At 65.9% G+C, this 17,330-nt stretch carries 17 protein-coding genes; 3 read left to right on the forward strand and 14 right to left on the reverse strand.

Annotated features, from left to right (window positions below; translation table 11 throughout):
- Positions 1-71 precede the first annotated feature (71 nt).
- The 7 genes from NAO55_RS16660 to NAO55_RS16690 all read right to left on the reverse strand — a co-directional run bounded on the left by NAO55_RS16660 (position 72) and on the right by NAO55_RS16690 (position 7,254).
- Entirely contained in the window at positions 72-1,691 is a 1,620-nt protein-coding gene (locus NAO55_RS16660; RefSeq protein WP_102841253.1) for a long-chain fatty acid--CoA ligase, read from the reverse strand.
- 127 nt (positions 1,692-1,818) lie between these two features.
- Positions 1,819-2,958, reverse strand: a complete 1,140-nt coding sequence (locus NAO55_RS16665; protein WP_102841254.1) for an acyl-CoA dehydrogenase — start codon at positions 2,956-2,958, stop codon at positions 1,819-1,821.
- A gap of 10 nt (positions 2,959-2,968) precedes the next feature.
- On the reverse strand, positions 2,969-4,153 hold the full coding sequence (locus NAO55_RS16670; RefSeq protein WP_102841255.1) for an acetyl-CoA C-acyltransferase: 1,185 nt from the start codon (positions 4,151-4,153) through the stop codon (positions 2,969-2,971).
- Positions 4,154-4,164: 11 nt separating this feature from the next.
- Entirely contained in the window at positions 4,165-4,932 is a 768-nt protein-coding gene (locus NAO55_RS16675) for an SDR family NAD(P)-dependent oxidoreductase (protein ID WP_102841256.1), read from the reverse strand.
- 242 nt (positions 4,933-5,174) lie between these two features.
- The gene (locus tag NAO55_RS16680) at positions 5,175-6,233 is read right to left on the reverse strand and encodes an AraC family transcriptional regulator (protein ID WP_102841257.1); all 1,059 of its coding nucleotides are present in this window, start codon (positions 6,231-6,233) and stop codon (positions 5,175-5,177) included.
- 67 nt (positions 6,234-6,300) lie between these two features.
- Positions 6,301-6,738, reverse strand: coding sequence for a YqaA family protein (locus tag NAO55_RS16685; RefSeq protein WP_102841258.1), 438 nt, complete (start codon positions 6,736-6,738; stop codon positions 6,301-6,303).
- A gap of 60 nt (positions 6,739-6,798) precedes the next feature.
- Entirely contained in the window at positions 6,799-7,254 is a 456-nt protein-coding gene (locus NAO55_RS16690) for a hypothetical protein (RefSeq protein WP_102841259.1), read from the reverse strand.
- Positions 7,255-7,416: 162 nt separating this feature from the next.
- Between NAO55_RS16690 and NAO55_RS16695 the strand changes: the two genes are divergently transcribed.
- Both NAO55_RS16695 and NAO55_RS16700 read left to right on the forward strand, forming a co-directional pair.
- Complete coding sequence (locus NAO55_RS16695; RefSeq protein ID WP_232244548.1) at positions 7,417-8,472, forward strand: glutaredoxin family protein; 1,056 nt, start codon at positions 7,417-7,419, stop codon at positions 8,470-8,472.
- Positions 8,472-8,609 carry a hypothetical protein gene (locus NAO55_RS16700; RefSeq protein WP_232244547.1) on the forward strand — a complete coding sequence of 46 codons (138 nt, stop codon included), beginning with the start codon at positions 8,472-8,474 and terminating at the stop codon, positions 8,607-8,609. Before NAO55_RS16695 ends, NAO55_RS16700 begins: the two co-directional genes overlap by 1 nt.
- Positions 8,610-8,669: 60 nt before the next feature.
- Here NAO55_RS16700 and NAO55_RS16705 read toward each other — a convergent pair whose 3' ends face one another.
- From NAO55_RS16705 to selD, 7 genes are all read right to left on the reverse strand, one after another.
- Positions 8,670-9,467, reverse strand: a complete 798-nt coding sequence (locus tag NAO55_RS16705; protein WP_102841260.1) for an acyl-CoA thioesterase — start codon at positions 9,465-9,467, stop codon at positions 8,670-8,672.
- A 123-nt stretch (positions 9,468-9,590) separates the two neighbouring features.
- The gene (locus NAO55_RS16710) at positions 9,591-11,591 is read right to left on the reverse strand and encodes a transglutaminase TgpA family protein (protein WP_102841261.1); all 2,001 of its coding nucleotides are present in this window, start codon (positions 11,589-11,591) and stop codon (positions 9,591-9,593) included.
- Positions 11,588-12,550, reverse strand: coding sequence for a DUF58 domain-containing protein (locus NAO55_RS16715; RefSeq protein ID WP_102841262.1), 963 nt, complete (start codon positions 12,548-12,550; stop codon positions 11,588-11,590). The genes NAO55_RS16710 and NAO55_RS16715 overlap by 4 nt, the downstream gene beginning before the upstream one ends.
- 34 nt (positions 12,551-12,584) lie before the next feature.
- The gene (locus tag NAO55_RS16720; protein WP_102841263.1) at positions 12,585-13,502 is read right to left on the reverse strand and encodes an AAA family ATPase; all 918 of its coding nucleotides are present in this window, start codon (positions 13,500-13,502) and stop codon (positions 12,585-12,587) included.
- 271 nt (positions 13,503-13,773) lie between these two features.
- Positions 13,774-14,052, reverse strand: coding sequence for a hypothetical protein (locus NAO55_RS16725; RefSeq protein ID WP_011913049.1), 279 nt, complete (start codon positions 14,050-14,052; stop codon positions 13,774-13,776).
- Positions 14,053-14,079: 27 nt separating this feature from the next.
- Positions 14,080-15,186: a tRNA 2-selenouridine(34) synthase MnmH gene (gene mnmH, locus NAO55_RS16730; RefSeq protein ID WP_102841264.1), complete on the reverse strand. Its 1,107-nt coding sequence runs from the start codon at positions 15,184-15,186 to the stop codon at positions 14,080-14,082.
- A complete protein-coding gene (gene selD, locus NAO55_RS16735) occupies positions 15,186-16,220 on the reverse strand; it encodes a selenide, water dikinase SelD (RefSeq protein WP_102841265.1) in 1,035 nt (344 codons plus the stop codon). Before selD ends, mnmH begins: the two co-directional genes overlap by 1 nt.
- A 121-nt stretch (positions 16,221-16,341) precedes the next feature.
- Here selD and NAO55_RS16740 point away from each other — a divergent pair, with 121 nt between their 5' ends.
- Positions 16,342-17,328: a patatin-like phospholipase family protein gene (locus tag NAO55_RS16740; protein WP_102841266.1), complete on the forward strand. Its 987-nt coding sequence runs from the start codon at positions 16,342-16,344 to the stop codon at positions 17,326-17,328.
- The last annotated feature ends 2 nt before the right edge of the window (positions 17,329-17,330 follow it).

The following is a 17,330-nucleotide window of genomic DNA, read 5'->3' on the forward strand; positions in this document are numbered from 1 at the left end:
CGATCTCCTCGATGCACACGCACGCGGACGCGCCCCGCGCCGAAGCACGGAGCGCGTCGGGCTAACAGGCGTTACTGGTTGACGACGCTGGGCTGGTTTTCCACCAGATGATTGCGATAACGCTCGCGCAGGACCTTCTTGTCGATCTTGCCGGTGGCGGTGAGCGGCACCGCGTCGAAGATCACCGCGTCAGGCATCCACCACTTGACGATGTTCGGCTCCAGGTGGGCGAGGATCTGCTCCACCGTGATCTCGGCATCGCTGTGCGGCTCGACCACCAATAGCGGCCGCTCCTCCCATTTCGGGTGGAACACCCCTACCACTGCCGCCACCTTCACGCCCGGGCAGGCCGCGGCCACGTTCTCGATATCGATGGAGCTGACCCATTCGCCACCGGACTTGATCACATCCTTGCTGCGATCGGTGATGCGCATGAAGCCATCGGCGTCCAGCGTGGCGATGTCCCCGGTGTCGAACCATCCTTCGGCATCCAGCGCGCTTTTCTCGCTGCGGTAGTAACGTTCTACCGTCCATGGGCCACGCACCTTGAGGCTGCCGGAGCTGACGCCGTCGCACGGTAGCTCACGTCCTTCCTCGTCGACGATCTTGAGTTCGATACCGAATTGCAGGCGCCCCTGGCGCGTCCAGATGGTGTCGTTGGTGGCCTGCTGGCCGCGTTCGGCCAGCTTGGGCGTCGGCGTCGCCACCACGCCCAAGGGGCTGGTCTCGGTCATGCCCCACAGCTGGCAGACCGCCACGCCGTATTTGGTCTGGAAGGTCTCGGCCATGGCCCGCGGCACGGCGGAACCGCCGATCACCAGCCGCGCGAGGCTGCCCGAATCCTCGCCGCTGCGCTCGAGATGCGCGAGGTACATGGTCCAGATGGTCGGCACGCCGCCGGACAGGGTCACGCCCTCGCTCTTGATCAGCTCCTGCAGGCTGGCGCCGTCCATCTTGTCGCACGGCAGGACGAACTTGCAGCCATTGATCGCCGCGGCAAATGGAATGCCCCAGGCGGTGCCGTGATAGAGCGACGAGCACGGCATGATGCAGTCGAAGGCGGACAGGCCGAACGCGCCGGACAACCCGGCGGCCATCGCATGCAGCACGACCGAACGGTGGCTGTAGAGCACGCCCTTGGGATCGCCGGTGGTACCGGAGGTGTAGCAGAGCACCGCACCAGCGTTCTCGTCGAACTGCGGCCAGGCGAGCGGCTGTTCGACGGCGATCAGCTGCTCGTAGCCCATCACCCCTTCGAGGCCGGACGAAGGCTGCGCGGCCAGTTCGATGAAATGCCGGATATTGCTCAACCGCGGCCGCAGACGGGCGACGCAGGCGGCGAAGCTGCTGTCGAACAACAGCACCTGGCTGCCGGCATGGTTGATGGTGTACACGATCTGCTCATCCGACAGCCGCGGATTGGCGGTGTGCAGCACCGCGCCGATGCCGGGTACGGCGAAGAACAGTTCGTAATGACGATGGGTGTTCCAGGCCAGCGACGACACGCAGTCGCCGGGGCCGATGCCCAGCGCACGCAGCATACTTGCCGCCTGCGCGGCGCGGTTCGCAAGGCCGGCGTAGTCGTAGCGCCAGAGGGGTTCATCGACCAGCCGCGAGACGATTTCGCGGTCGCCGTGGGCACGGGCGGCGTGGGTGAGGATGCCGCTGATCAGTAGGGGGGCGTTCTGCATCAAACCTGGTTGCATGTTTCCTACCTCTATCTTGTTTTTATTGTCGACGTGCCGGTCGAGGAAACGGCGTTCTACCGGCATGGTTCTTCGTTTGGCCGCCTCAGGCACGCGGGCGGCGCAGCGGTGCTCAGTCAGATCCTCCGAGGTTGCGGGAGATGACCAGGCGCTGGATGTCGCTGGTGCCTTCGTAGATCTGGCAGACCCGTACGTCGCGGTAGATGCGCTCCACCGGGAAGTCGGACAGGTAGCCGTAGCCACCCAGGGTCTGGATCGCTGCCGAGCAAACCTTTTCCGCCATCTCCGAGGCGAACAGCTTGGCCATCGAGGCCTCCACCAATGCCGGCCGACCGGCCTCGCGCAACGCCGCAGCGTGATGGACCATCTGCCGCGCCACGGCGATCTGCGTCGCCATGTCGGCCAGGCGGAAGGCCACCGCCTGGTGCTCGACGATCGGCTTGCCGAAGGTTTCGCGCTCCCTGGCGTAATCGCGCGCCGCTTCGAAGGCAGCGCGGGCCATGCCCACCGCCTGGGCGGCGATGCCGATGCGGCCGCCCTCCAGGTTGGCCAGGGCGATGCGGTAGCCCTCACCCTCCTCGCCCAGCCGGTTGGCCACCGGCACGCGCAGATCCTCGAAGGCGATCTGGCAGGTATCCGAGGCGTGCTGGCCGAGCTTGTCCTCGACCCGTACCACCTGATAACCCGGGCTGTCGGTCGGCACGATAAAGGCACTGATACCGCGCTTGCCGGCGTCCGGATCGGTGACGGCGAAAACGATCACCGTGCCGGCATGCTTGCCCGACGTGATGAACTGCTTGGCACCATTGAGCACGTAGTCATCGCCGTCGCGCCGGGCGCGGGTGCGCAGGCTGCTGGCATCGGAGCCGGCCTGAGGTTCGGTGAGGGCGAAGGCGCCGATCTGCTCGCCGCGTGCCAGCGGGCCGAGGAAATCGCGCTTCTGCTGGTCGTTGCCGAAACGCAGGATGGGCACGCAGCCCACCGAGTTGTGCACGCTCATGATGGTCGAGCAGGCGCCGTCACCGGCGGCAATCTCTTCCAATGCCATGGCATAGGCCAGGTAGCCCGTGTCGCTGCCGCCCCACTGCTCCGGCACCAGCATGCCGAAGAAGCCGAGCGCAGCCATCTCGCCGATTGCCTCGGCGGGATAGCGATGCTCGCGGCTCCACTGTTCGGCGAACGGCTTCAGCCGTTCCTGAGCGAACTGGCGAGCCATCTCGGCGATCGCGTTTTGATCTTCATTGGGCAGCATGGGCGCCTCCTCAGATCCGTTCGACGGCCATGGCCGTGGCTTCGCCGCCGCCGATGCAGATCGCCGCCACGCCGCGGCGCAGGCCACGGGCGCGCAAAGCCGAAAGCAGCGTCACCAGGATTCGCGCGCCCGAAGCTCCGATGGGATGCCCAAGTGCACAGGCGCCACCGTTGACGTTGACCTTTGCGTGGTCCAGGCCCAGCTCGCGCATGCTGGCCATGGCGACCACGGCGAAGGCCTCGTTGATCTCGAACAGATCGACCTCATCGATGGCCCAACCGGTGCGCTCCATCAGCTTGCGGATCGCCCCGATCGGCGCGGTGGTGAACAGATTCGGCGCATCGGCGTATGCCGCGTGACCGTGGATCACCGCCTGCGGCTGCAGGCCCCAGCGCTCGGCCTCCGAGCGGCGCATCAGCAGCAGCGCAGCGGCGCCGTCGGAAATCGAGCTGGAGTTGGCCGCGGTCACCGTGCCGCCCTCGCGGAACGCCGGTTTCAGGCTGGGAATCTTCTCCGGCATCGCCTTGGGCGGCTGCTCGTCTTCGCGAATCTGCCGCTGCTGTTTGCCTTGGGTGACCTCCAGCGTGACGATCTCCTCGGCGAAACGCCCCTCGTTGATCGCCACCTGAGCGCGGCGCAGGGACTCCAGCGCGTAGGCGTCCTGGGCTTCACGGCTGAAGCCGAACGTGTCGGCGCATTCTTCGGCGAAAGTGCCCATCAGCCGGCCCTTGTCGAACGAGTCTTCCAGACCGTCGAGGAACATGTGGTCGAGCACCCGCCCATGCCCCATGCGGTAGCCCCCGCGGGCGCGGTCGAGCAGGTACGGTGCGTTGCTCATGCTTTCCATGCCGCCAGCAACAACGATATCGGCGCTGCCGGCGAGCAGCTGATCGTGGGCCATGATCACAGTCTGCATGCCCGAGCCGCACATCTTGTTCACGGTGGTACAAGTCGTGGCGCGGGTTAGCCCGGCGCTCAACGCCGCCTGGCGCGCCGGTGCCTGCCCCTGGCCGGCAGGTAGCACACAGCCCATCAGCACGTCCTGCACGTTCTCGGCCGGCAGCCCGCTGCGCTCCACGGTGGCGCGGATGGCGGCAGCGCCGAGTTGCCAGGCGGTCATGCCCTGCAGGTCGCCCTGAAAGCCGCCCATGGGCGTGCGTGCGCTGCTGACGATTACGATCGGATCATCTTTCATCTCTGCTTCCTTCATTTGGCGGCCATGCGCAAGGCACCGTCGAGGCGGATCACCTCGCCGTTGAGCATGCTGTTCTCGAAGATGTGCCGCACCAGCGCGGCGTATTCGGCCGGGTACCCCAGACGTGGCGGGAATGGCACGTCGGCAGCCAGCGAGTCGCGGATTTCCTGGGTCATGCCGGCCATCATCGGCGTCTCGAATACGCCGGGGGCGATGGTCATTACCCGGATGCCGAAGCGCGCCAGCTCGCGGGCGGCCGGCAATGTCAGGCTGACCACGCCGCCCTTGGACGCGGCATAGGCGGTCTGGCCGATCTGCCCGTCGAAGGCGGCGATCGAGGCCGTATTGATGATCGCGCCGCGCTCGCCGCCTTCGTCCGGCGCGTTCTCGGCCATGGCCTCGGCGGCCAGGCGCAGCATGTTGAAGCTGCCGATCAGGTTGATGCCGACGATGCGGCTGAAGCTGTCCAGACTGTGCGGCCCGTTGCGGCCGAGGACCTTTTCGCCGCCGGCGACGCCGGCGCAGTTGACCAATCCGTGCAGCGCACCGAAGCGTTCGCGAGCAGCGCTGACGGCATGGCGGGCGGCCGTCTCGTCGCGGATGTCGGCGACCACACTGAACGCGTTCGCGCCCAGTGCGTCGGCAGTGGCCTGTGCGGCCGCTTCGTCGAGATCGACCAGAACCACCTTGCCGCCCGCCTCGACCAGCGCCTGGGCCGCTGCGGCGCCGAGGCCGGACGCGCCGCCGGTGATAAGGAATACGTTGTCCTGAATCCGCATGGCGTTCTCCCGTGCTTGTTGTTATGGGGTTCGAAGCCGGGATCATCTTTGGACAGCGACGGGCGGGCGGCAATGGTCGATCTATTCAACCTGCCTGACCGTTTTGGCCAATGGCAAAAAGCGATCACATCGCTGCCCCAGGGGACTGTGAGCAGAAGAGCTGGTGGGCTGAAGCCCACCCTACAAGTGCGGGGCGCGGCGCTCGGGGCTTGCAGGGTGGGCTTCAGCCACCAAACGCATGGTCAGCCGCGAGCCGGCGCGAGAATCAGATTGCGGTAGTGCCCGGGGTTGATCCCGGTCCACTTGCGGAAGGCCTTGTAGAACGAGCTGACATCGGCAAACCCCAGTCGCTCGGCAATCTCGCCATAGCTGACGCTGGCGTCGGCCAGCCACTCGGTGGCCATTTCCTGACGCAGGCCGTCCTTGATGGCCTGGTAAGGCTGCCCCGCTTCTGCCAGACGGCGCCGCAGCGTCGAGGCCGACATGCACAGTGCCTGCGCCAGTGTCTCGCTGTCCGGCCAGCGCTCGGCGGGGAGGCTTCGCAGGTGCTGCTTGATGCGACTGGCCAGGCTGGAATGGTCCCGGTAGCGCACCAGAATGTTGGCCGGCGCCTCGGCAAGGAAACTGCGCAGTTCCGCCTCGCTGCGACGGATCGGCAGATCGAGCACCTCGGCAGCGAAGATGATGCGCGTCGAGGGACGCGCGAAGCGCAGGTTGTCGGAGAACATGACCCGATAGTCGTCGGTGTACTCCGGCTCGGCGCAGCGCAACTCCACCGCCAGCAAGGGAATGCGCCGTCCCACCAGCCAACAGGCCAGCCCGTGCAGCAGCATCCAGTAGGTGAAGTAGCAGAACGCCCGGGCCGGCTCGGCGTTGCGCTCGCGCAACACCACTTCGGCAAGACTCTGGCTACGGATCAGCTTGCCGCGCAGGTTTTCCAGACCCAGGCCGAGAAATTCCAGCGCATGCACCAGAGCCTTCTCCAGCGTCGGCTGCTGCATGCAACTGCGGCTGAGAAAGACGAAGCTGCCCGAGCGCAGGCGTCGCGGGTCCATGCCGAAGAACTCGTCATCGAACCGCCGTGCCAGGCGCAGCCAGAGCTGCGAATAATCACGCACATCCATGCGCCCATCGGGGTTTCGCAGACAGCCGGGGTCGAGACCGATCTGTTCCAGCAGCTGCTCGGCGGTCAGCCCCGGTTGCAAGAAGCCGCGCAGTGCCTCGACCACCAGCCGCACGCTGATACTGTCGCGGCTAGCGGTGACCGCCTTGTCAGCCTTCAATTGCACCTCGGTGATCATGCGGCTCGGGTTCCTCCATCGATGCCAGCCATGATCGGCCAGGCCGCCGCGTCTGTCAGCCCTCGCCTCACATCCAGCCGAGCGTGAGCGCCATTACCATCAGATAACGACCGGTCTTGGCCAGGCTGACGATCAGCAGAAAGCTCCACAGCGGCTCGCGCATCACCCCGGCCACCAGGGTCAGCGGATCACCGATGACCGGCACCCAACTGAGCAACAGGGTCCAGCGGCCGTAGCGGTGATAGCTGGCTTGCGCCCTGGCGAGCTGACGCTCATTGACCGGAAACCAGCGCTTGTGACGAAAGTGCTCGACATAACGGCCGAGCAGCCAGTTCACCAGCGAGCCCAGAACGTTGCCCAGGCTCGCCAGCGCCACCAGCTCCCATGCTGCATAGCGTTCGGTCAGCAGCAGCCCGGCCAGCACGGCTTCGGACTGCATGGGCAGCAGGGTCGCAGCGCCGAAGGCTGCCAGGAACAGGCCGAGATAGCCGGAAAGCTCGAACATCCACCGCCCCGTGCAGCAGTCTCTGAGTGGTGCGGCAGTATGCTCGAAACAGGTCTGCGCTTACATCTCGTGGATGCGGCTGACCTGGCGCGCCAGGCGCATCGTCTCGTGCTCCTCGAGCTGCAGCAGGTCCTCGGCCAGGTTGCGCGCACCGTCGATCTCGGCCCGACGCGCGAGGGAGCGGTAGAGGTCGATGACCTGGTTGTGGATGGTGAAGATATCCAGCGATATCTCCTCCACGCTCATGGTGTCGTAGGCTTTGCAGGCCTGGTTGCGCAGCACCGGATTGCGCGTCAGGTAATCGTAGATCCAGGTGTGCAGTGCTTTCGGATCGGCGTGCTTCTCGATCTTGTCGACCGTTTCGGCCAGCGCTCGCTCGTGATCGGCGAGATAGACCAGCAGCCATTTGGCACGGGTCTCTTCGTGCTTGTCGGAACAACGAGCCATGCAGCGGGCGAGCATGGCATGGGTATCGCGTGTCCAGTCGATCAGGTCTTCGAATCGCTCGATCTTCATCGCCAAGTCTCCCCTGTGTGGCGGCAAACAGCGCGGCGCCGGTCGGCCTGCTGTCGCTCGAGTCTGTCCACGGCTCAGGCTCTCTGCCATGACCCTGGTTAAGAGATTAGCTCAGCCTGTCTCGGCGCGACCCGCAGCAGCGCCCAACCTTGCTACAGATCATTGCCGAGCGGACCCGCACGACCGACGATCTTGCCTTCATCAGCAGCCCCGCTCGCCACCAGCGGCGGGATTCATGGATGCATGCTCATGTTCCAGATCTTGCTGCGCAGCCTTCTGTTATTCCTGTTGGGCACAGCGGCTCCGACCTATGCCTTGGCCAACCCGCCGGTGCTGGAAGTGTTCGTACGCGACGGCTGTCCGCACTGCAGCGCGGCCAAGGATTTTCTCGTCGAACTGGCCGAAAGGCACCCGCAGCTGGAGATTCGCCTCCGCGAGGTGGACCGTGACCCCTCGGCCCGCGCCGACTTGCTGCGACTATCTCGTGAAGCCGGTAGCTGGCCACCGGCAGTTCCAACCTTCGTGATCGGCGAGCGTCTGCTGGTCGGCTTCGATGATGCCGAGCACAGCGGCGCGCAGCTGATCGCGCTGCTCGAACAATCGGTGCCGCAACCCACCACATTGGAGAGCAGGCTGTTCGGCAACCTCAGCCTGGAACGTCTGGGCCTGCCGCTTTTCACCCTTGCCCTCGGCCTGCTGGACGGATTCAACCCGTGCGCCATGTGGGTCCTGCTGTTCCTGCTGTCGCTGCTGGTCCGCCTGCGCGATCGCCACCGCATGGCGCTGATCGCCGGCACCTTCGTGCTGGTCAGCGGCGCGGTGTACTACCTGTTCATGGCAGCTTGGCTGAACCTGTTCCTGCTGGTCGGCCTGTCGTCCTGGTTGCTCGCCGGGCTGCACTGTTGGCGGTGCTTATCGGTCTCATCAATCTGCGTGACGGCCTGCGGCCTGCCGGCGGCTTCGCGCTGTCGATACCGGCCTCCGCCAAACCCGGACTCTATGCACGGATGCGTCGCATTCTGCAGAGCCAATCGCTATGCCCCGCACTCGGCGGCGTCGCGGCGCTGGCTTTGGTGGTCAATTTCGTCGAGTTGCTGTGCACCGCCGGGCTGCCAGCGATCTACACCGCCGTACTGGCGCAGCAGCAACTGGGCGCGCTGGCCCATCATGCCTATCTCGGGCTCTACATCCTTGGCTATATCGCCGACGACGCGCTGATGGTGACCGTCGCGGTGCTCGCACTGAGCAGCCGCAAGCTCACGCAACGATCCGGCACGACGCTGAAGCTGGTCAGCGGCGCGGTAATGCTGGTGCTGGGAGTCGTCATGCTGCTGCGACCGGAATGGTTGCGCTAGCAGCCTGCGAGTGGGCGGCACATCTGCTTGATCCAGACACCGCCGCCCCGAGCCGCGGCCTTAGCCGAACACCGTCACCGTCTGCCGGCTCAGGGCGATCAGCTCGCCGGATGGCGACCACAGCGCGGCGGCGCAATGGCCGTAACCGTCGCGGGCATGCTCGATCTCGGCGCGGTACATGCACCATTCATGCCTGTCGAGCACGGGCATCGGCTGGATGAACTCGATGGTCCAGGTCAGCGAGCTGCCCGGCGCGAAGCTCTTGAGGTGCGGCAGCACAGCGGGCGGCCAGGCATCGACCAGCGCCAGCAGGTGCGCTTCAGTCATCGGCTCGCGAGGAACATCGCCACGCTGACGCACCCAGCCGCCCATCTGGCGGGAGCTGTTGCCGCTGAACGGCAGGCCGCCGACACCCCAGCGCATCGCCAGGTAGCGGGTGAACTCCGGCGTCACGCCCGATACGTAGGGCAGCTCCTGGCAGGCTTCCACTGGCGGCATGGACGGACCGGGCTCGGCCGGCACATCGATCACCGAACTGCGCGGCGCGCCAAAACTGCCCTGAACGATGGTGACCACCTGGCCATCCTGCACCACCCGGCCCAGCATCTGGCTCACCGCCTTGCCTTCGCGCAGCACTTCGGCCTCGTACCTGGCTGGCTTGTCCACCGCCAGCGGACCAACGAAGGTGATCGCCAGCGAGCGCAGCGGGCGTCCTTCAGGCACCTTGGCGCGCATGTTCTCGAATACCAGCGCTGCGACCAGGCCGCCGAAACCCGCACGCCCCTGCCCCCAGCTGGCCGGCACGACCACGCTTTCGGGATTGTCACGCACCGCTTGCAGCAGCTCGCAAAGCTCCATATGCACCTCGTTATCGTTCGTTATGCCGGCGATGTTAAAGGCGCATGGTGGGCCGCGCGACCCTGTCTGGCAGAAGCAGCCGGATGAAATGCCGAATCATCCATGCCGGCAATGAACGAATTGTCAGGAACGCCGCGACGGGGCAGCGAGACGCCAGGGCATGGCACGTCGGGCAGTGGTCAGGGCACGCGACAGTTCATCCCCCGCTCCAGGCTGCTGCGCATAGCGCTGTGCCTCGTACAGCCTGACGAAGGCGCGAATGGCTGTCGCCTGTTCGGGCAGCTCGGCGGCAGCCCGCTCGGCGAAGCTGCGCGCGCCCTCGCCTTTGAGCCGGCGAACGCCCTGGCGCGCGAGCAAGCGCTCGAAGCGATCGAACTGGCGCTGCTGAACATCTTTTTCCCGCCGCCAGGGTTTGAACAGCACGAGCGCCAGTATTCCGGTCAGCAGCCCGAGCACGGCGACCAGGCCCAGACCGAGCGCCTGGCCGTCGAGCTTGCCAAACCAGCGCTGCAGCATCTGCGACTGCTGCTCATCCTGATAATTGAGGACCCAGCGCTGCCAGCCATAGTTGAGGCTGTCCCAGCGCAGCCGCAACGTGTTCATCCAGCCGACGTCGCGGAACCGCAGCAGCGACAGCGGCTCGTCGGCGAGAAAGCTCCGCTCCCGCGCCAAGGCTTGTTCCAGCCCCTGCTCGACGCGCTCGGGCGCGACCTGGAAAGTCGGGTCGACACTGACCCAGCCGCGCTCGGCGACCCAGTATTCGACCCAGGCATGGGCATCGAACTGATGCACCGAAAGGTAGTTGCCCGCAGGATTGACCTCGCCGCCCTGGTAGCCGGCCACCACGCGCGCCGGAATGCCCGCCGCGCGCAGCACGAAGGTCATGGCGCCGGCGTAGTGGGCACAGAAGCCGCTGCGGGTCTGGAACAGGAAGTCGTCGACGATATCGCTACCCACCGGCGGTGGTTCCAACGTGTAGTGATACGGCTCGCGGTTGAAATGCCGCAGCAGTGCATCCACCACTGCCTGTGGCTCCTGTGCGCTGCGCCGCAGCTCGGCAGCCCAGGTGCGGCTGCGCGGGTTGCCCTGCTCCGGCAACTGCAGCGCCCGGGCAAGGCTTTCCGGCGCACCGATGGCTTCGCGTCGGGCGTCCAGCCAGGATGTCACCCGGTACATCAGCGGCTTGGTCACCGGCTGGCGGCGTTGCAGGTGGAAATCGGTCATCAGTTGAGCCCCGCCCGACGCAACCTGAGCAACGTCCAGGGCGAACAGCCAGGGCTGGCCGCTGGGCTGCATGACCACGCTGTAGCTGAGCGGCTCGCCCAGCGCCTGCCACTCCGGTGCCTGGGGCACGTTGGATGCGTAAGACTGCGACCAGCGCCGGCCATCGAAACGCTCGAAGGTCACCGCGCGCCAGTAGAGCTGGTCGCGAGGGGGAATCTCGCCGTCGAAGCTGACACGAAACGCCAGCTCCGCCGAGCGCCCCAACCGCGCGATATCGCCAGGCGCCATGTGGTCGGCCAGACCGGTCGTACCCCTGTCGCCGGCCTGCGGCAGCGACCACAGCGGCGGCAGGCGGGGAAAGAACAGAAACAGCACCAGCATCAGTGGTACCGCCTGCAACAGCAGCGCGCCGGCCAGCCGCACGGTCGGCCACGGCCGCGTCACCAGGCTGCTCTGCTGCAGGCCGATCATCGCGGCGAGCAATGCAGTGACCGGAAGGAGGCTGTAGAGCCCGGCGAGCAGGCTGTCCTCGAACAGGTAGCTGGTCACCACCGCGAAGAAGCCGAGAAAGATCAGCACCAGCGCATCGCGGCGGGTACTCATTTCCACCAGCTTGAGGATGAATGCGGCAATCAGCAGCACCACACCAGCCTCGAGCCCGACCAGGCTGCCGCGGGAAAAGTACACCCCGAATCCCGCCCCGATCATCAGCAGCGCCTTGGTCCAGCTGCGCGGGTAACGAGCGCGCATGCGGAAGATCTGGATTCGCCAGCCCGCGCAGCCCAGCCACAGGCCGATGATCCACAGTGGCAGATGGGTGAGATGCGGCAGGATCACCAGCACCTGCGCCACCAGCAGCCAGATCAGGCTGTTGCGCGGAATACCCGGCTTCGCACTCATGCATCGCCCCCATCAGCCAGGCCGTGCAGCGCCAGCGCACGCAGGCAGGCATCTCGATGCGCCTGGCCGCTGTCCGGGCCGAACAAGCCGGCCGGCAGCCGCAGCGCGAACGGCTGCTGCTTTTCGCTGAGGTCGATGACCCAGTGGCAGAGCACCGACAGTCGTTGCTCGGTATCGCCGGTAAGCGCGTCGAAATCCAGCAGCGGATCGTTGCCGAGCAGGCTGGCGAAATCCTTGACCAGCAGGCCCTGGCCGCGCGAATAGGCCTTCCAGTGCAGGCGTCGACGCGGATCGCCCGGCTGCCAGGCGCGCAGGCCCTGATAGTCGTCGACGCCCGAGCCCCGCGTCAGCACGCCTTCATCCTCGCTCTCCGGCGCGCTGCCGCCCTGGGGACGCTCGGCTGCCGACGGCTGCGGATAGACCAGTGCGGCCAGCTCCAGGTCGATCCAGCTCCAGGCCACCAGCAGCCCCAGCGGAAAACGGCTCTCCACCCGCACCCGGCCCGGTCGCAACCAACCGCGGTGGCGGGTCGGCAGGCTCAGCTCGACCTCGACGGTGCCGCCAGCCGGAACGTCGACCAGGCGCAATCCGCTCGCCGGCCAGCCCAACGCAACGGCCTGATAGGCGCGCCCCTGGCTTTCCAGACGGACGCGCAGCAAGGCCTGCTCGCCGACGAATGCCGCCGTGGTGCCGCCGGCCTGCAATACCAGCCCGGCAAGGTTGCGCCAGGTGTGCAGGATGGTGACCAGATAGAGGGAGCCGAGCAGGAATGTCAGCCCATAGGCCAGGCTGTTCTGGTAGTTGATCGCGGTGAGCAGCATTAGCAGCAGCGCAGCCATGAACGTCAGCCCCACCGCCGTGGGCATGATGAAGATTCGCCGCTGGTTCAGCCGCACGCTGGAAGCCGGCGGTATGCGTCGTAGCAACCAGCGGTCGCGAAAGCGCGGCAGCAACCTCACGCCGGACGCCCGCAGTACGGGGCGGACAGCTGCCTCACAGCGCCGGCACCTCGCGCAGCAGCCATTGCACCAGCGCACCACCGCCGTGACCGGTGGCATCCGCGCGCTCGCGCAGGCGGTGGCCGACCACGGTGGGCAACACCGCCTGCACATCCTCCGGAATCACGTAGTCGCGCCCGTCGAGGAATGCCCAAGCGCGGGCGGCCGCCAGCAACGCCAGGCTGCCGCGCGGCGACAGCCCCCAGGCGAACTGCGGCTGAGTGCGCGTGGCCTCCACCAGACGCAGCACGTAATCGACAAGGGCATCGCTGACCCGCACATGGCCGACCGCATCCTGGATTGCCCGCAGTTCGTCGTGCTGCAGCAACGGCTCGAGTCGGGTGAGCAGATCGCGCCGGGATTCACCCAGCAACAGCGATTTTTCCGCCGCCTTGGCGGGGTAGCCCAGGGAGACGCGCATAAGAAAGCGGTCCAGTTGCGACTCCGGCAACGCAAAGGTGCCGCCAGAGCTCACCGGGTTCTGCGTGGCGATGACGAAGAACGGCTCGGGCAAGGGTCGCGTCGCCCCTTCGATGGTGACCTGGCCCTCCTCCATGGCTTCGAGCAGCGCGCTCTGGCTTTTCGGCGTGGCGCGATTGATCTCGTCGGCGAGCACCAGTTCAGCGAAGATCGGCCCGGGGTGGAACACGAACTGTCCGCTGTCCTTGTCGAACACCGAGGTGCCGAGAATGTCGCCAGGCAGCAGGTCGGAGGTGAACTGGATGCGCTGGAATTCCAGGCCCAGCACCTTGGCCAGGGCATGACTCAGGGTGGTCTTGCCCATCCCGGGCATGTCCTCCACCAGCAGGTGACCGCGGGCCAGCAGGCAGGCCATGGCCAGCCGGACCTGCGCCTCCTTGCCGAGCAACACTTCATTGACTGCTTGCAGGCAGGCGTCCAATCGGGTGCGCATAGACTCTCCTTGGTTCGTCTTCCAGCGATGCTACTTGCCGCAAGCAGCCAGGCAAAGCGCTGGAAACGCCCGGTGACGACTTTGTGATATGCAGCCGGAAGGTGTGCAGCTGTGTGCTCAGCACTACGGCAAGCGATGCCGAAGGAACGCTGGGGGGTGGGAGAGTCATGAACAGAGCAGTGGCCACTGCTTCAGCCAGTTGCAGGTCTGGAACGGCCGGGCCTGCTTGCGCAAGCATAGCCGGCCCGAGCGGGCCGGCCTATGTTGGAGCTCAGCGTCCGGCGCGGGATTCGCGCAGATAGAAGCGCGCCTTCTGCGCCTTCTGCGTGCAACCGCGGAAGGCTTCGAACTGCTGCTGGGTCTTGGCGCCGGTCAGCAACGCCATGGCCTTGGAATAGCTCACGGTACCGGCAAAGCCCTCGGCTTCCGCCAGGCTCTGCTCCTTCCATGCGGCATCCAGCTCCGCGGCACAGCTGTCACGGTACGCGGTCTTGCCGGCACAGCCGGCCAGCAGCACAACCAGCAAAGGCAAAGTCAGCCAGGTTTTCATCGCATCATCCCTCATGTGCCATTCAGGTTACGGCGCGCTGCGCGCCTTACGGTTACGCAGATACTCGACCACGGACGGCTGGTCGCCGGCGAACTCGATCCGCTCGGCCTTGCTCTCGCGTTGGTAGGCGTACATCGGGTCGTAATATTCGCCCAACAACGCTTCGATCCAGGCGCGATGCAGATCGACCGCACCGCTGCGCGCCTGCTCCGCCAGGGCCTGATCCATCAGCAGAGCCAGGCGCTGGTAACGCTCGCCGCCGAGCCGCTTGTTGATATTGACCAGACTTTGCTGAAGACGCTCAGCGAATGCAGCGAAACCGTTCTCACCCTGTTCGCTGATGAACTCGGCGCACAGGTCGATCACGTAGTCCTTGAGGATGCGCTCGACCCGGCCTTGCAGACTGTCCTCCAGCCAGATCAACGGAAACTGCTGCATGCCCTGGAACAGCGGCAGCGGGATGGAGCAGCGCCCGACCAGGCGCGCCTCGTCCTCGAGCACGAAGCTTTCGATCCCTGCCGCGCGCATCTTCAGCAGGCGGATCGCCAGCGCGTTCTCGAAATCGATCTGCGAGGGCTGCGGCGTGGCGCGCTTGCCGAAGCTGGAGCCACGGTGGTTGGCCAACCCTTCGAGATCCAGGCTGTTGCCAAGCTGGGCCAGCACCTCGGTCTTGCCGGTCCCGGTCATGCCGCCCACCAGCACGAACTCGCACTGCTCCACAGCTTGCTCGATGGTGTCGAGCAGGAAGTGACGCATCGCCTTGTAACCGCCAACCACGCGCGGATAGTCGATGCCCATCTCGTCCTTCAACCATTGCTGGACGATCTTCGAACGCAAACCACCTCGGAAGCAGTACAGGTAACCATCCGGGTGGGCGCGGGCGAAATCGGCCCAGGCCTGCAGCCGCTCGGCCTTGGTCTTGCCGGAGACCAGCTGATGGCCCAGCTCGATGGCGGCTTTCTGGCCGTGCTGCTTGTAGCAGGTGCCGACCTTCTGCCGCTCCACATCATTCATCAGCGGCAGGTTGACCACACCGGGAAAGGCACCCTTGCCGAACTCCACCGGCGCACGGGCATCCATCATGGGGACGTCGTTGAGGAACAGCTCGCGATAATTCTCCGTGTCGCCGCGCATCAACGTACCTCGACCGCGTGGCTACGTGCGGCGACCAGCTGGCCGATCGGCTCCAGCGCCAGGCCGAGCTCGGCACAGGCCGCGAGGAACTCCGCCTCGCCCTCCGGCGCCACGGCAACCAGCAAACCACCACTGGTCTGCGGATCGCAGAGCAGTGGTTTGTAACGTTCGTCGAGCGCGGCGATGCGCTCCCCGTAGCTGTCGAAATTGCGCTGGGTGCCACCGGGCACGCAGGCCTGCTCCAGGTAGTATTCGATGCCAGGCAGGCGCGGTACGCGGTCGTATTCGATCTCGGCGGTCAGGCCGCTGCCATCGGCCATCTCCACCAGATGACCGAGCAGACCGAAGCCGGTGACGTCGGTCATGGCGCGTACGCCGTCGAGCTTGCCGAAACGGCTGCCGGCGGTGTTCAGCGTACACATCCAATCGCGGGCCAATCCAACGTCCTCGGCGCGCAGCTTGGCCTTCTTCTCGGCGGTGGTGAGGATGCCGATGCCCAGCGGCTTGGTCAGGTACAGCTTGCAGCCGGCGGTAGCGGTGTCGTTACGCTTCATCTGGTGCTTGTTCACCAAGCCCGTGACGGCCAGCCCGAAGATCGGCTCGGGCGCATCGATCGAGTGCCCGCCGGCCAGCGGAATGCCGGCGGCGTCGCAGACCGAACGGCCCCCGGCGATCACTTCTCGGGCGACTTCCGGCGGCAGCACGTTGACCGGCCAACCGAGGATCGCGATGGCCATCAGCGGGTCGCCGCCCATGGCATAGATGTCGCTGATGGCATTGGTGGCGGCGATGCGGCCGAAGTCGAAGGGATCATCGACGATGGGCATGAAGAAGTCGGTGGTCGATACCACACCGCGCTCCTCGTCGATGCCGTACACCGCCGCATCATCACGCGAGGCGTTACCGACCCACAGACGCGGATCGAGGTTCTGCGCACCGCTGCCGGCAAGAATCACGTCCAGCACCTTGGGCGATATCTTGCAGCCGCAGCCGGCGCCGTGACTGTACTGGGTGAGGCGGATCGGTTCGCTCATCGGGCTCTCTCGTGGCACATGCACAAACGGGCAGCGATTGTAGCAAAGGCCGCCGTGCATTCGCCCTTGCAGCCTCGGCGGCCAGGCATGAAGCTATCGCCAGTGCCACAGGGAGATCCACATGAGCAAGAAGGTTGCACTGGTATTGGGATCCGGCGGTGCGCGTGGCTATGCGCACATCGGCGTGATCGAGGAGCTGGAAGCACGTGGCTACGAGATCGCCTGCATCGCCGGCTGTTCCATGGGCGCTGTGGTCGGCGGCATCTACGCGGCCGGCAAGCTCGACGAGTACAAGAGCTGGATCGAAAGCCTGGATTACCTGGATCTGCTGCGCCTGGTCGACCCCAGTTTCAGCCTCGGGGCGATCCGCGGCGAAAAGGTCTTCGGGCGCATCCGCGACATGGTCGGCAAGGTCTGCATCGAGGACCTGCCGATCCCCTTCACCGCCGTTGCCACCGACCTGACCAATCAGCAGGAAATCTGGTTCCAGGAAGGCAGCCTGGAGCTGGCGATGCGCGCCTCCGCCGCCATTCCCAGCCTGTTCACCCCGGTGATGCAGGGTAACCGGATGTTGGTCGACGGCGGCCTGCTCAATCCGTTGCCAATAGTCCCGGTGGTGTCGGCGCACTGCGACATGATCATCGCGGTCAACCTCAACGCCAACAATCACAAGCAGTATCCGCTGCCGGAAATCGAGCGCCCCGGACGCTTCGATTCGCTCATGAACTCGATTAGTTCGCACCTGCCCTTCTGGCGCAAGGAGGAGACCGCCCTGGCCGAGCTCGACGACATCCGCACCGGCGAGTTGCTGCGCGGCGATCAGCCTCCCGCGGCGCCGACCAGCCGCAGCGCTCCGAAATCCGCAGAAGGCGCGACCGTGGTCGACGTGACCGGGCCGGCGTCGCTGCTGGAGCTGATCAACCAGAGTTTCGATGTCATGCAGTCATCCCTGGCGCAGTACAAGATCGCCGGCTACCCGCCCAACGTGCTGGTCAACATCCCCAAGCGGGCCTGCCGCTTCTACGAGTTCTACAAGGCGCTCGAGCTGATCGAGCTCGGACGCATCGTCGCTCATGACGCGCTGGTGCGTTACGAAGAGGAGCAGTGAGC

The organism is Stutzerimonas frequens (assembly GCF_024448335.1).
Lineage (GTDB): Bacteria > Pseudomonadota > Gammaproteobacteria > Pseudomonadales > Pseudomonadaceae > Stutzerimonas > Stutzerimonas frequens.

Excerpts from the sequence above, each read along its gene's own strand:
- NAO55_RS16705 (WP_102841260.1), bottom strand. The coding sequence starts at position 9,467 with ATGGAGCTTTGCGAGCTGCTGCAAGCGGTGCGTGACAATCCCGAAAGC.
- mnmH (WP_102841264.1), bottom strand. The coding sequence starts at position 15,186 with ATGCGCGGCGACACGGAGAATTATCGCGAGCTGTTCCTCAACGACGTC.
- NAO55_RS16685 (WP_102841258.1), bottom strand. The coding sequence starts at position 6,738 with ATGTTCGAGCTTTCCGGCTATCTCGGCCTGTTCCTGGCAGCCTTCGGC.
- NAO55_RS16670 (WP_102841255.1), bottom strand. The coding sequence starts at position 4,153 with ATGAAAGATGATCCGATCGTAATCGTCAGCAGCGCACGCACGCCCATG.
- NAO55_RS16660 (WP_102841253.1), bottom strand. The coding sequence starts at position 1,691 with ATGCAGAACGCCCCCCTACTGATCAGCGGCATCCTCACCCACGCCGCC.
- NAO55_RS16740 (WP_102841266.1), top strand. The coding sequence starts at position 16,342 with ATGAGCAAGAAGGTTGCACTGGTATTGGGATCCGGCGGTGCGCGTGGC.
- NAO55_RS16710 (WP_102841261.1), bottom strand. The coding sequence starts at position 11,591 with ATGAGTGCGAAGCCGGGTATTCCGCGCAACAGCCTGATCTGGCTGCTG.
- NAO55_RS16690 (WP_102841259.1), bottom strand. The coding sequence starts at position 7,254 with ATGAAGATCGAGCGATTCGAAGACCTGATCGACTGGACACGCGATACC.
- NAO55_RS16665 (WP_102841254.1), bottom strand. The coding sequence starts at position 2,958 with ATGCTGCCCAATGAAGATCAAAACGCGATCGCCGAGATGGCTCGCCAG.
- NAO55_RS16700 (WP_232244547.1), top strand. The coding sequence starts at position 8,472 with ATGGTGACCGTCGCGGTGCTCGCACTGAGCAGCCGCAAGCTCACGCAA.
- NAO55_RS16720 (WP_102841263.1), bottom strand. The coding sequence starts at position 13,502 with ATGCGCACCCGATTGGACGCCTGCCTGCAAGCAGTCAATGAAGTGTTG.
- selD (WP_102841265.1), bottom strand. The coding sequence starts at position 16,220 with ATGAGCGAACCGATCCGCCTCACCCAGTACAGTCACGGCGCCGGCTGC.
- NAO55_RS16680 (WP_102841257.1), bottom strand. The coding sequence starts at position 6,233 with ATGATCACCGAGGTGCAATTGAAGGCTGACAAGGCGGTCACCGCTAGC.
- NAO55_RS16725 (WP_011913049.1), bottom strand. The coding sequence starts at position 14,052 with ATGAAAACCTGGCTGACTTTGCCTTTGCTGGTTGTGCTGCTGGCCGGC.
- NAO55_RS16675 (WP_102841256.1), bottom strand. The coding sequence starts at position 4,932 with ATGCGGATTCAGGACAACGTATTCCTTATCACCGGCGGCGCGTCCGGC.